This window comes from Prosthecochloris sp. (assembly GCA_015482705.2).
Classification (GTDB): Bacteria; Bacteroidota; Chlorobiia; order Chlorobiales; family Chlorobiaceae; genus Prosthecochloris.
Genome location: JADMLA020000040.1, coordinates 36,124 through 49,167, shown reverse-complemented (window position 1 = coordinate 49,167; position 13,044 = coordinate 36,124). Strand labels below are relative to the sequence as shown.

The 13,044-nt window shown below is 47.3% G+C and carries 17 protein-coding genes; 4 read left to right on the top strand and 13 right to left on the bottom strand.

The window, feature by feature from the left end; genetic code table 11:
* Positions 1 to 69: 69 nt before the first annotated feature.
* A complete protein-coding gene (bchN, locus tag QZ209_RS10305; RefSeq protein ID WP_294347625.1) occupies positions 70 to 1,335 on the bottom strand; it encodes a ferredoxin:protochlorophyllide reductase (ATP-dependent) subunit N in 1,266 nt (421 codons plus the stop codon).
* 475 nt (positions 1,336 to 1,810) lie between these two features.
* Between bchN and QZ209_RS10300 the strand changes: the two genes are divergently transcribed.
* Both QZ209_RS10300 and QZ209_RS10295 read left to right on the top strand, forming a co-directional pair.
* The gene (locus tag QZ209_RS10300; protein WP_294347623.1) at positions 1,811 to 2,377 is read left to right on the top strand and encodes a hypothetical protein; all 567 of its coding nucleotides are present in this window, start codon (positions 1,811 to 1,813) and stop codon (positions 2,375 to 2,377) included.
* Positions 2,378 to 2,398: 21 nt separating this feature from the next.
* Positions 2,399 to 2,524 (top strand): hypothetical protein, encoded by a 126-nt coding sequence (locus tag QZ209_RS10295; RefSeq protein WP_294347621.1) that lies wholly within the window; start codon positions 2,399 to 2,401, stop codon positions 2,522 to 2,524.
* A 95-nt stretch (positions 2,525 to 2,619) separates the two neighbouring features.
* Here QZ209_RS10295 and QZ209_RS10290 read toward each other — a convergent pair whose 3' ends face one another.
* Genes QZ209_RS10290 through yihA form a run of 3 tightly spaced genes read right to left on the bottom strand, consistent with a single transcriptional unit; the run spans position 2,620 to position 4,874 of the window.
* Entirely contained in the window at positions 2,620 to 2,943 is a 324-nt protein-coding gene (locus QZ209_RS10290) for an MTH1187 family thiamine-binding protein (protein WP_294347620.1), read from the bottom strand.
* A gap of 32 nt (positions 2,944 to 2,975) precedes the next feature.
* Positions 2,976 to 4,265 (bottom strand): adenylosuccinate synthase, encoded by a 1,290-nt coding sequence (locus tag QZ209_RS10285; RefSeq protein WP_294348027.1) that lies wholly within the window; start codon positions 4,263 to 4,265, stop codon positions 2,976 to 2,978.
* A 30-nt stretch (positions 4,266 to 4,295) separates the two neighbouring features.
* Positions 4,296 to 4,874 (bottom strand): ribosome biogenesis GTP-binding protein YihA/YsxC, encoded by a 579-nt coding sequence (gene yihA / locus QZ209_RS10280; RefSeq protein ID WP_294347618.1) that lies wholly within the window; start codon positions 4,872 to 4,874, stop codon positions 4,296 to 4,298.
* A 159-nt stretch (positions 4,875 to 5,033) separates the two neighbouring features.
* Here yihA and cysS point away from each other — a divergent pair, with 159 nt between their 5' ends.
* Entirely contained in the window at positions 5,034 to 6,488 is a 1,455-nt protein-coding gene (gene cysS / locus QZ209_RS10275; RefSeq protein WP_294347616.1) for a cysteine--tRNA ligase, read from the top strand.
* A gap of 141 nt (positions 6,489 to 6,629) precedes the next feature.
* Here the strand turns inward: cysS and QZ209_RS10270 are convergent, their stop codons facing one another.
* Positions 6,630 to 7,745, bottom strand: coding sequence for a mannose-1-phosphate guanylyltransferase (locus tag QZ209_RS10270; protein ID WP_294347614.1), 1,116 nt, complete (start codon positions 7,743 to 7,745; stop codon positions 6,630 to 6,632).
* A gap of 145 nt (positions 7,746 to 7,890) precedes the next feature.
* Between QZ209_RS10270 and rsmG the strand changes: the two genes are divergently transcribed.
* Positions 7,891 to 8,553, top strand: coding sequence for a 16S rRNA (guanine(527)-N(7))-methyltransferase RsmG (rsmG, locus tag QZ209_RS10265; RefSeq protein WP_294347612.1), 663 nt, complete (start codon positions 7,891 to 7,893; stop codon positions 8,551 to 8,553).
* Positions 8,554 to 8,671: 118 nt separating this feature from the next.
* Here the strand turns inward: rsmG and rplQ are convergent, their stop codons facing one another.
* The 8 genes from rplQ to map form a co-directional block, all read right to left on the bottom strand.
* Entirely contained in the window at positions 8,672 to 9,175 is a 504-nt protein-coding gene (gene rplQ, locus QZ209_RS10260) for a 50S ribosomal protein L17 (protein WP_294347610.1), read from the bottom strand.
* A gap of 44 nt (positions 9,176 to 9,219) precedes the next feature.
* Positions 9,220 to 10,206 (bottom strand): DNA-directed RNA polymerase subunit alpha, encoded by a 987-nt coding sequence (locus tag QZ209_RS10255; RefSeq protein WP_294347607.1) that lies wholly within the window; start codon positions 10,204 to 10,206, stop codon positions 9,220 to 9,222.
* Between the two features lie 29 nt (positions 10,207 to 10,235).
* Entirely contained in the window at positions 10,236 to 10,847 is a 612-nt protein-coding gene (rpsD, locus tag QZ209_RS10250) for a 30S ribosomal protein S4 (protein WP_294347605.1), read from the bottom strand.
* A gap of 43 nt (positions 10,848 to 10,890) precedes the next feature.
* A complete protein-coding gene (rpsK, locus tag QZ209_RS10245) occupies positions 10,891 to 11,274 on the bottom strand; it encodes a 30S ribosomal protein S11 (protein ID WP_110022511.1) in 384 nt (127 codons plus the stop codon).
* Between the two features lie 50 nt (positions 11,275 to 11,324).
* Positions 11,325 to 11,702 carry a 30S ribosomal protein S13 gene (rpsM, locus tag QZ209_RS10240; protein ID WP_110022512.1) on the bottom strand — a complete coding sequence of 126 codons (378 nt, stop codon included), beginning with the start codon at positions 11,700 to 11,702 and terminating at the stop codon, positions 11,325 to 11,327.
* A gap of 39 nt (positions 11,703 to 11,741) precedes the next feature.
* Entirely contained in the window at positions 11,742 to 11,858 is a 117-nt protein-coding gene (rpmJ, locus tag QZ209_RS10235; protein ID WP_294347589.1) for a 50S ribosomal protein L36, read from the bottom strand.
* A gap of 117 nt (positions 11,859 to 11,975) precedes the next feature.
* Positions 11,976 to 12,194 (bottom strand): translation initiation factor IF-1, encoded by a 219-nt coding sequence (infA, locus tag QZ209_RS10230; RefSeq protein ID WP_068867962.1) that lies wholly within the window; start codon positions 12,192 to 12,194, stop codon positions 11,976 to 11,978.
* Positions 12,195 to 12,236: 42 nt separating this feature from the next.
* The gene (gene map, locus QZ209_RS10225; RefSeq protein ID WP_294347581.1) at positions 12,237 to 13,013 is read right to left on the bottom strand and encodes a type I methionyl aminopeptidase; all 777 of its coding nucleotides are present in this window, start codon (positions 13,011 to 13,013) and stop codon (positions 12,237 to 12,239) included.
* Positions 13,014 to 13,044 lie beyond the last annotated feature (31 nt).

Sequence of the window (13,044 nt, the reverse complement as noted above, 5' to 3'; positions counted from 1 at the left end):
ATCCTCTTTATGATTGCAATTCCATTAGTTGCTCTTACCCAAACTTCGGTTCAGCCGAAACCATCGTGTTCAATGCCCGGCGCTCGGCATCACTCCCTTCAACCACACCGACTCGTCAAACTCAGGAAGTTTGCTTCGGCGCTGGAGCGGAGAAACAAACAGGTTCGCGAGCGTGAAGACACCGGACCAGCTGTGAATCGGCATCAACGTGAACTCCATGCTCCACTTGACGATGAACCCGTTCCCGACGAAAGGATTGGCAGTCATGAGAGAAGTGACGATCAGATCAGGATTATCCTGCTTGATGTCCTGCAACTGACGATGAAAGTTGGGCTGCTCGACCACTTTGACGCCATCGAGAGCCTCGAGCTCGCGTGCATGAAACTTTTTATTGATATATGCGCTGCTGCACTCAATGACCTCTGCACCGACGTTTTTCAGAAAACGGGCGAGCGGTAGTTCCATCATGGTATCCGCCGTGAAAAACACCCTTTTGCCTTTCAACAGGTCAACCTGGTCTGAAATCCGGTCCCATGCCGCCTGTTCTCTTTCATGTAAATCTACTGTTATATCGAACATGGCCGCCAGATCTTCCCAGAAAACCCTCGTTCCCGTAGGACCGAAAGGGAAAAGCGAGCGAAGCACTTTCGAACCCCGTTCACGGTTAAGCCTGGAAACAACTCTCGAAAGATAGGGCTGTATCGGAGCGAGCACGGTATCAGGCCCGATCGCAGGCAGCTGATCGAAGCGGTTTTCGGGCAGAAACCCTCCTACCTTGATGCCCAGTTCTTCAGCCTCGGAACGAAGGTCATCAGCAATGGAATCATTGACCGATCCGACAAAAACAACGCTTTTTTCTCCGGCAGGAGCCTCCGGACAAAAAGGCACCATTGCCTGAAGCACCGAATCCTCCGCCTGGGTGAAGTTGTAAACGAGTCCGCTCGCCGGCACGAAAAGCACAGGAACCTCAGAAGTGCTCAACGAATGCGCAAGCCCTTTGAAATCGACTTTCATGACTTCCGGTGTGCAGGAAGAAAGCAGAAAAATAACCGATGGATGATGGTCTCTCCTGATTTCAGCAATAACGTCTTCGAGTTTCGGGTCCTGCCGCGAGAGGTCACTCTCTTCCATCAGCGCGATACCAAAACGGGGTTTCGCGAAAATCATCATACCGAGAGCATTCTGGAGAAAGTGCGCACAGGTATGGGTGCCGAGAATAAGGAAAAAACTATCCTTGATTTTCTGATACAGCCAGCCGACACTGGCAAGACCGCAAAAACTGTGAGTAACGTTGTCTTCTTTAAGTAACTGAGTTGTGCCCGGAACTGACGCCATGAGCTCCTTCCTCCTGAAATTTGCTGCCGCCGCATCCTTCGGGTTAACACCATGAATACAGCTTCAGATTCTGCAACCGTCAAGCTTTGAATATAAAGAATTGAAGATACGAATAATAGGTAGAAATGAAAACCTATGAAAAGCCCTGTCAGCACGACCAAAAAGGGAGGACCGTGGCTCGCAGAGAGTCGCTTCTTCCGACAGGTGAAGGATTGTCGCAAAATCCGATCTTTCCTCCACACCGCTCTGCCTTGTCTGCAACAGGGGAGAGAGGCTGCATAGCTATTATTACTTGTATTGTTCGAAAACAATGGCGAAATTGTGGAGGATGTTTAGAAACAATACGTTACTGAGAAACATAACCCCGCATGAATCTTTCCGTTCCACTGCAGTGTAATAAGTACAATTCAAGTAACGCGAAAAAATATGCAGCTCATCTTTATTGAGATTTCTGCCACTACCCGGAGTACATACAATGAATACTGTCAGAGAGACAGCAATGAAAAACATGCTTCAAATTTCCTGCTTGGCGCTTCTATCACTATTCTTGACAGGTTGTGGCGAAAGAAGCGCAGAGAGTGATAATCCAAGAGCCTACAACAATGCCGGACTGGAATTTCAATACCCTGGAAATTGGAAAGTAGCAGAAGATGGTATGAAAGGAGAACTCCGGCACCTTTTGATAGAGTACCCGGGAACTGGTCTTTTGGTAACAATCTTTATACTCCCGGCAGATGACGCTCGCGATATAGATGGGTTTGCAGAAATCTATGCTCGATCATGTAATGAAGAAGTTCCTTTCGGGGACGTCACTGATTCGGTATTTGGCAGTATAAGACAATCAGGTGAATACGAAATTCTCTCGGAGAAATTCGCCATAGACATTTTGGGGGTAAAGACACCGCACACAAGAACCTACAGGCGCAAATCCGTTGCCGGCCAGGTATGCTTTGTTGTAGACCAGGTAGCAGACGAGCATCACTCGAAAGTCGCGAAGGGGGTCGAGCTTGTCGTTTCATCGCTCACGTACGAAACTCCCTGAAAAAAACAATCCTTCCATGAGATGGACCGTTCGAGAGGCTATCTCGTTAGCCCTATAATTACTCTTTCTCTGGTCATCCTCGAGCTTGACCCGAGGATCCGTCTTCCAATGAAAGTCAGTATGGATGCCGCATCGAGTGCGGCATGACTCTCTATCCGAGACGTTGACCGATAGTCATGAAGCAGTTTTTTTGAGACAGCCTGACAGCTTTTTTCCGAGGGCAGAGAAGCCATACGTTGCGTTTAGGAGAGAGGGCTGGAGCCCGAACTGCCCATCTTCCGCTTAACCGAGACAATCTTTTCGCCGATGGCAACATTTTTATCCCTGCGGTCGTCGATCTTGATAACCGTATAGACACGTTGTGTACCTGCTGTAAACAAGTGTTCATGCAGCCGCTCCGCCACAGCAAAAAGCTCGGTGGCGGAACCCGAAACGGTGGTGCCCATATCATGAAGCCTGTAATCCAGACCGCTCTTTTGAAGAATATTCTGAAGCTCGGCGACACCGGCGCTGAGCCCTTTCGAACCCTTGTCAAGCGGAACAACCGCTATATCCATCAATGCCATGATCTCTCCTTGTCACTATAGCCGTTGAACCATCACCTGAAAACGGTTTCATCCCTTCCGGGACCAACCGAAATAAACGTTACCGGCACATCGAGTTCTTCTTCGAGAAACGAGATGAACGTCTTTGTCTCGGTATGCAGATCATCGAAAGATCTCGCTGCCGCATTCGATGCATTCCAGCCTTTCAAAGGCTTGTACACCGGTGTCACACGGCTGAGCGTCTGATCATCCGTAGGAAAGTCCGTAATCTCTTTTCCATCGAGCGTGTACGAGGTGCAAACACATATCTCGCTGAATGAATCGAGTACATCGAGTTTCGTCAAAGCTATTTCAGTCACACCGTTGACAATCAGCGAATAACGCAAAGCGACCAGATCGAGCCAGCCGCAACGGCGCTTTCTGCCCGTTGTCGCTCCGAATTCGTTACCGATTGTACCGAGTTTCTCGCCGGTTTCGTCATCGAGCTCCGTCGGAAACGCCCCGTTACCGACACGGGTCATATACGCTTTGACAACCCCGATAACGTTACCGATGTAGTTCGGAGCTATACCTGAGCCTGTCGAAGCACCACCTGCTGTCGGGTTGGATGACGTTACATACGGATACGTTCCATGATCGACATCCAGAAGGCATCCTTGCGCCCCTTCGAGCAGTACCGTCTTTCCCTTACGCAGCATCTTGTGTAAAAGCAGCTGCGTATTGGTGACATAGGGGTTGATAATCTCGTCGAACTCGGAGTACTGGCGAACCATGGTATCGATATCTATCTCCTCCGATCCATAAATATTTCTGATCAGCTTGTTCTTGGCTTCCAGATTGGAACGAAGCTTTTCTTCGAGAATTTCAGGATGAAGCAGATCGACCACCCGTATGCCTTTACGGGCAAACTTGTCTTCGTAACTCGGCCCTATACCACGCCCGGTTGTGCCGATTTTCTTGTTGTTCTGGGCACTCTCATGTAATGAATCGAGCAGTTTGTGATACGGCATGATAAGATGAGCGTTGTGGCTGATGAACAAACGGCCCTTGACGTCATAACCAAGCTCTTCGACCTGTCGTATTTCATCGAGCAGGGCATTCGGATCGATAACAACACCGTTTCCGATGACACAAGTACAGCCTTCATTGAATATCCCGGACGGGATGAGATGAAGTACGACCGTTTTGTTGTCGAAACAGATGGTGTGACCGGCATTTGCACCACCCTGGTAGCGAACAACCACATCGAACTTCGATGACAGAAAATCAACCAGTTTCCCTTTTCCCTCGTCGCCGAACTGAGTCCCGACAATGACCGTTGCTGAAGCCGATGGTTGCTGCATGTTTGTTTTTTCTTTCACGACAATTCTTTTTTAACCTGTATACGTGGCAAGTTGTTCTAAAAGCTCATCTTTTCCCTGCCCGGAAAGGGCCGAGTAATTTACTATAAATTTGGATTTGAACGAGTAACTTTTCACGGCATGCCCGGCACGCGCCTTATCTTTTTGTTTCAGCTTGTCATATTTGGTCAACGCAATCCCAAAAGAGCGATCGTAATATTGAAGAAACTCCATCATATGACGGTCGGATTCCATGTCCGGATGGCGGGAATCGATAAGCATGACAACGAGTGCAATGCGGTCACGAGTACGCACATAATCACCGAGCAGCTTTCCCCACTCCTGTTTTTGGCTTTTTCCCACTTTAGCGTACCCATAGCCGGGAAGATCGACAAAATAGCAGGTATCGTTAATCAGGAAATAATTTATAAGCTGTGTTTTTCCGGGTGTTGTACTTGTTTTTGCCAGCCCTTTTTTCCCTGTAAGCGAATTAAGCAGTGTCGATTTACCGACATTCGATCTTCCAACAAAAACAATTTCAGGAAACTGCTCTTCGGGAAGCTGATCGAGGGCGGAAACACTTTTATAAAACGTTGCGTTTCGTATTTTCATGTCATAACAGTAACCCAAATCAAAGAAAGGTCCGGGAGCAGCGATTCGAAGTTGCAAAACCGGGTAAAAGCTAAACCGGAAAGCTAAACACCTTGAAACAAAAACCCAAATGTTTAACTTTTTCCATAGATTTTCAGCCACTGTATAGAACCGCGAATCATGTCCCTTTATATATATAATTCACTCAGCCGGCAGAAAGAGGAATTTTCATCTCTGAATCCGGGAATCGCAACACTTTACGTCTGCGGTCCTACCGTTTACGGGCATGCTCATCTTGGTCATGCAAAAAGTTATGTCTCGTTCGATGTCGTCGTCAAATGGCTCCGGCATCTTGGTTATACCGTCAAGTATATCCAGAATATCACCGATGTCGGACACCTTACCGATGATGCTGACGAAGGTGAAGACAAAATCGCCAAGCAGGCTCGTCTCGAAAAAATCGATCCCATGGAGATTGCGCAATATTATACACGGAGTTACTATGAGGATATGGATCGATTAGGAGTCGACAGACCGAGTATCGCCCCTACGGCAACCGGACACATTCCTGAACAGATTGCATTGATTACAAAGCTGATGGAAAACGGTCATGCCTATGAGGTAAACGGCAATGTGTATTTCTCCGTGTCCTCTTTTCCCGGATACGGAAGACTTTCGGGCCGAACAGATCAGGAAGCCCAGCAATCCGGCGGAAGGGTGGCATCGAGAAGTGAAAAGAAGCACCCTGCCGATTTCGCTCTCTGGAAAAAAGCCGAACCCGGTCATCTCATGAAATGGGATTCACCCTGGAGCACCGGTTACCCCGGTTGGCATGCCGAATGCTCCGCCATGGCAATGAAATACCTCGGTGATACGATCGACATACATGGCGGAGGCATGGAAAACAAGTTTCCCCACCATGAATGCGAAATTGCACAATCCGAAGCAGCTACGGGAAAACCCTATGTTCGCTACTGGATGCACAACAATATGGTGACGGTCAACGGCACAAAAATGGGAAAATCGCTGAAAAATTCGGTCAACCTGAAGGACCTTTTTCAAAGCGTTCCGCCGATAGTCATACGGTTCTTTATACTGCAGTCCCATTACCGATCCCCTCTCGACTTTTCAGAAGCCGCCATCATGGCTTCACAATCCGGCCTCGAAAAACTGCAGGAAACCTGGCGGGCACTCTCAACGGCTACCCCCGGCAGTGAAGAACTCGATACGACGACATATGAAGAACGGTTTACCGAAGCCATGAACGATGACTTCAATACACCGATCGCCATTTCAGTACTTTTCGATCTTGCTCGAGCCGTTAATGCTGCACTGAACAGCAAGCAGGGGCTCTCGGAAAAATCACTCGAAGAATGCAAAAAGTTTTTCGTGTCCTACGGCCATGACGTGCTTGGCATTATCGAAACAGGAGATACGGAAAACGCGCAAGGAAAAAATGCAGGAAAAGAGATAGTTAATGATATCGTTTCAATTCTGCTGGACGTGCGCCAAGAGGCAAGAAAGAACAAGAATTTTGCACTGAGCGATCTGATTCGTGACAGGCTTGCGGATTCAGGAGTTGCAATTAAAGACACCAAGGAAGGTACGGAATGGAACATCCCCGAAAGCAAGTAAGGCATCCAATCCATCCGAAGTCCCTCCCTGTGTAAGAAAAAACGATGGATCCCCGTGAAAGACAACAGCCTCTTGTGACAGAGCCTCGATCGATATCAGAATAATTGTGCCCCCGCTCCTCTCTTCGAAACATCCAACAGCTCAGAGATATTCTTCAAGACCTTCGCGGCGTAGGATGTCGACAACCTTTTTTACATCCTGCGAATGCCCTTTGCGGCATATCAACAGAGCATCTTCTGTATCGATAACGATAATATCTTCAAGACCGACAATCGCAACCGCTTTCTTGCCGCTTTTTTTGATAAAATTGTTTGCCGTATCGACTTCCACCATATTGAAATTTGTTCCCATGGAAGCACCGGCATCTTTTCCACCGGCCTTCTGCACATCATCCCAGCACCCGAGATCAGTCCATCCAAACTTCCCGGCAAGCATACAAACAGACTCGGCATTTTCCATAATACCGTAAGCGATCGATACCGGATGCAGCCAACTGTAAACATCCTCTATGACCGCTCGTTCCCTATCGGAACCAATAACGTCATATATGCTTTGCAAGTCCTTGTAGAGATCCGGCATCGAACGCTCGAACTCTCGGCGAATGGCATCGATGTGCCAGATTAGAACGCCGCTGTTCCAGTAGAAATCACCACTGTCGATAAATTCCTGTGCTGTTTTGATATCCGGCTTTTCGGCAAATGCTCTGACCGTAAAGATAGGAATCGTGCCCTCCTGCCCACTCGCTTCGTTCACCTGAAGTTTATCAACCTGAATGTAGCCGTACTCCGGTTCTGGACGATCCGGCGTCACCCCTATGGTCACTATGCTTTTTCTGTCCTGAGCAACGGCAACCCCCGTGCCGAGAATTTCCCCGAAGAGCCTCTTGTCGAGCACAAGAAGGTCGGCAGGTACGGTAATCATCACCGCATCAGGATCTTTTTTACCGATATATGCCGTAGCAAGAGCGATACAAGGCGCGGTATCCCTTGCAACAGGTTCGACGAGAATATTTTCGGGAGGAAACCAAGGTAATGTCCGGCGCATCATCATCTCACCCTGAACATTCGTCACGACATAGATATTTTCGGGTAAGACCGTTCCTTTAACACAGGCGATTGCAGACTCGATCATCGTTCCACTCCCAAAAACATCGACAAACTGTTTTGGGGTCTTTTTTCTCGAATAAGGCCAAAGCATCAAACCGCCTGCTCCACCGGCCATGATCACCGCGTACAGATGCTCTACCGGAAACTGCATTATCGAAGGATTATATTTTCTTCAGGGTGTACTAAAAAAATGAGAAATTCAGGGCATCCCATCACCGTAACAATTTATACATTACAGTTAATTTATCATTTTATGGATTCAAAACCGTTACCTCTCCTCTTCAAGAAGTTTTGCAATGGAGTCAGTACCTAACAATATAGAACGAATACAGCAAGCGTGTGCAGAGAAAGGACTCCTGTTACATGATGTGCAGCTCCGGCAACTGGAGAAGTATGCCGACCTTCTCGAATCGCTGAATACATCCCTCAACTTAGTCAGTAGAAAAGAAAAGGCCCCGCTGCTCATCCGGCACATCTTTCATTCCCTGCTTATCGGCTTGTACCATCGCTTCGAACCCGGTGACAAAGTGCTCGATATCGGTACGGGTGGAGGACTGCCCGGTATACCTCTTGCCATAGCATTCCCGGAAACCTCCTTTCTGCTCATCGATGCAACAGGGAAAAAAATCAATGCATGCAAGGAAATGATACAGACGATTGGACTGGAAAATGTTCTGGCGAAAAAAGAGAGGGCCGAAGAGTTGAAAGGAATGGCTTTTCACACGGTACTCAGCCGCCAGGTTGCACCGCTTCGTAACCTGTGTCGTTACGCAGAAAGACTCTTGCTCCCCGGAGGTTCACTCATATGCCTCAAGGGTGGCAGCCTTGAAAAAGAAATTGAAGAAGCGCTGAACTTCGCAAAAAAGAATAACGGTTTCCCTGCGGATATCTCTCTTATACCGATCGATCAATTCGACGACTGCTTCGACAATAAATACATTGTCACCGCCAAAAGCTGAACGATCACCTGGTCAAATGGAAAAAGCACCTTGAACAATTATTTCATTTGTTCAAGGTGCTTTCTATACACAGCATCGCTGACGCCGGTAAAGGCAGAAAGCGAAATACTTGTTTCACTTATTCTTTTTCAGATGCCGGTGTCTCATTTTCAACAGGCTCGACAACGTCACTTTTTTCGGGTGCTGTTGTAACGGCTTTCTTCGAGCCACGAACTCGTTTGGAACGATCTTGTTTTGCCTGTTGTGGAGCATCCTGAGGTGCCTCTGTATAATCGACCAGCTCGAGTACTGCCATTTTTGCAGCATCACCGTATCGAGGAGCGAGTTTCACAACTCTCGTATACCCTCCGTTTCTGTCAGCCACCTTGCCGACGATATCCTCGAACAGTTCGCGTATAGCGGCTTTATCACGGATTTTACGGAAAATGATCCGCTGAGCGTGGACGGTACCGTCTTTTGCTTTGGTGATGATTTTTTCTACGTATCGGCTTGCCTCTTTAGCTTTAGCCTCGGTGGTCTCTATACGTTTATGCAGCAACAACTGTGTCGATAAATTAGCCAGTGTTGCTTTTCTATGGGTTGCTGTTCTCCCGAGTTTTCTTGCTGACTTTACTTTGCGCATAACGGCATGGTTCTCTCAAGAATTCTAAAAATCTGTTTACTTCTTTACCCTTTCATCTGATACTTGGTTATATCCATACCAAATTTCAGGTCAAACTTATCCAATTGTTCCTTCAGTTCCATCAAGGATTTCTTGCCGAAGTTCTTGTACGTAAGAAGCTCGTCCTCTTTTCGGGAAACCAGATCTCCGAGAGATTCGATTTCCGCAAGTCTCAAACAGTTGTGTGAACGAACTGAAAGATCAAGATCCTCGATTCTGGTTTGCAGCAGCTTGCGCATGCTTTCGAACTCATCATCCTGCTGTTTGTACTCCTCTTCGGTAAACTCTTCCTCAGTCGGCGAGAAGTTTGCAAAAAGCGAAACATGATCGTTAATGATCTTACCTGCGAGGCTGATTGAATCGTCAGGAGAAATGGAACCATCGGTTTCGACATCGAGAATCATTTTCTCGTAATCTGTCCTCTGCCCGACACGGGTATTTTCAACCGCAAACTTCACATTTTTAATTGGAGTGAAAATCGCATCGAGAGCGATGAACCCGATAGGCATACCTTCTCCACGATTTTCGTCAGCCGGCACATAACCTCTGCCGCGACCGATATATACATCCATACTCAGCTTCGCACCTGCATTCACCGTAGCGATATGCAGATCGGTGTTCAGTACTTCGAATTCACCCTCTTGCGCAACGATGTCTCCCGCAGTCACATCGGCCGGCCCCTCTATGGTCAGCGTCGTTTTACAACTTCTCTTGTTCGATGATTTGAATCGAACTTTCTTAAGATTGAGAATAATCTCCGGAACATCTTCACGCACACCATCGACTGCTGAAAATTCATGAAAGACGCCGTCGATCTTAACGCCGGTAATTGCCGTTCCGGGCAGAGACGCAAGGAGCACCCTGCGCATTGCGTTGCCAAGCGTAACACCATACCCTCTCTCCAGAGGCTGTGCTATAAACGTACCATACCTGTCATTATGCGTTCCTTCATCTACATCAATTTTCTCTGGCATCTGCATTTGGTATATCATGGGCTTTATACCTTAGAGTTTCATTAAAATCACTTGGAGTACAACTCAACAACAAGCTGTTCATTAAACGGCTCCTGTACTTCTTCCCGCTCAGGTACAGTCAGAAATACCGCTTTCTTATGCGCCTTGTCGACCTGGATCCATGATGGTATGCGTGATTCCGGAGCTTTGTTGAGTGAATCGGTAACGGCATCAAGGTTCTGGCTTTTCTGCCTGAATTCAATTGCATCACCGGGCTTCAACAGATATGATGGAATATTGACTTTTTTTCCGTTAACCAGAAGATGGCCATGGGTTACAAGTTGCCTGGCTCCGGCTCTCGACGGAGAAAATCCAGCCCTGAACACAACATTGTCAAAGCGTCTCTCAAGCAATTTCACAAGGTTGTCACCGGTCACACCGCGCTGGGAAACGGCTTTTTTATAATAATTGCGGAACTGTTTTTCGAGCACACCGTACAGATACTTCATCTTTTGTTTTTCACGCAGCTGCAGTGCATATTCCGAAACCTTTCCCCTTCTCGACTGCCCATGCTCACCTGGCGCATATGGACGTTTTTCAAGATATTTTTCCGCCTTGGGCGATAGAGCAACCCCTAATCTTCTTGATACTTTAGTAATAGAACCTCTGAATCTTGCCATATCAAATTAACTCATTGAAATATTCTTGTTAGCTAAATGGTGATCAGACCCTTCTGCGTTTCGGAGGTCTACAGCCGTTATGCGGAAGGGGTGTGATATCCTTTATGGATCGCACTTCCAGTCCCGCACCCTGCAAAGCCCTGATTGCCGCATCCCTACCAGAACCCGGGCCTTTAATGAGCACGTGTACATACCGCATACCTAAATCATAAGCTTCTTTTGCAGCAGCTTCAGACGTCACCTGCGAAGCATATGGAGTATTTTTCTTGGATCCTTTAAAACCGTTTTTACCGGCACTTGACCAGGAAACGGTATTTCCCTGCATATCGGTTATGGTCACCAATACGTTGTTAAACGACGCCTTGATATGCACCGTGCCTTCAGAAGTAACTTTTACCTTCTTTTTCTTCCTGCTTGTTGTAGCCATGTATCTTTACAATCTTTGGTATCTGTGTTAGCTCTTTCAACTACTGACGCTTACTTCTTGACCGCTTTCTTCTTACCTGCGACAGTTTTACGTCTTCCTTTCCGAGTCCTCGCATTTGTTTGCGTGCGCTGACCCCTTACAGGCAAGGAACGCCTGTGACGCAATCCTCTGTAACAGCCGATATCCATCAAACGTTTGAGGGACAACTGCTGCTCTCCTCTTGCCTGACCTTCGACGATATAATCCTCTGAAATAATCTCCCTTATGGAGTGAGCCTCATCGTCGTTCAGCTCCGAAATTTTTCTGGCGGGATCTATTCCTGCACGCTCAAGAATATTTTTAGCAGATGTTTTCCCGATGCCGTAAATATGTGTCAAGGCAATAACAGCATGCTTGTTTAGCGGCAAATTTACCCCAGCAATCCTCATAATCTTCTTTGTATGTCGTTATTCTTAATTCCTGCTTTATCAACCCTGACGCTGCTTGTGACTCGGGTTTACTTTACAGATCACAAACCTTTTCCCTCTGCGCCTGATAATGCGGCAATGTTCACAACGTTTTTTAATAGATGAATAAACTTTCATGGTTAACTCCCACTATGATAGTATTGGCTCTCAAAACAGAAAAGGCCTATAATATAACAAATTTTTATGAAAACAATCAACAGCTCATCCGATTTAAAGCGTTACTTCACCCCGGATTTACTTGTATCTGTAGGTAATCCTTCCCTTGGTCAAATCGTACGGGGAAATCTGAACCTTGACCTTGTCACCGGGAAGAATCCTGATATAGTGCATTCGAATCTTTCCGGATACATGCGCCAGGATTTCCAAGCCGTTCTCGAGCTTTACCTTGAACTGCGCATTCGGCAATGCTTCGAGAATTTCACCTTCTACTTCAATCGAATCTTCCTTCGCCAATCTTTACAAACTCCTTTTTTTTTAAAATGAGTTCCAGCTTCCCTACGACAGCGTCATAATTTCAGCACTGCCCTTTCTAACAATGATCGTGTGCTCGAAATGTGCCGATGGCTTTCCGTCTTCCGTCACGGCAACCCATTCACCGTTTTTCGATACCGCATTTCTCGACCTGCCCATAGCTATCATAGGCTCGATAGCCAATGCCATTCCTTCACGAAGCTTGACGCCTGTATTTTTCCGTCCGTAATTCGGTACCGCCGGCTCTTCGTGCAACTCGCTACCGATTCCGTGGCCCACCATATTTTCAATGACACTGAAACCGTTCGAACGGGCATGCTCCTCGACTGCTGCAGAAATATCGTGCAGACGGTTTCCCTCAACGGCTTGTGCAATACCCCGTTCCAGACACTCCCTGGTAACGGTCACCAGCTTCCTGACTTCCTGCGGGACATCACCGATGATATAGGTTCGCGCAGAATCTCCGTGGTATCCGCCTTTGTATGCACCGCAATCGACGGAAACGATATCCCCCTCTTTGATAATCCTTTTCTTGTCCGGCACTCCATGAACGACCTCCTCATTGATGGAAACACAGAGGGTTGCCGGATAAGGCTTTACACTCAAATCCCCTTTCGGGCGGTAATGAAGAAAACTCGGTACTGCATCATGGTCGCGAATGCATCCCTCGGCCATCGTATCGAGTTCAAGGGTCGTCATTCCCTCGCAAATTTCCTCCCCTATCATGTCGAGAGCCGCGGCAACGATCGCTCCCGACTCCCTCATCAGCTCAACTTCTCTTTGACTCTTGATCGTAATCATACTAAATCATCCTATCCTATTAATATATCTG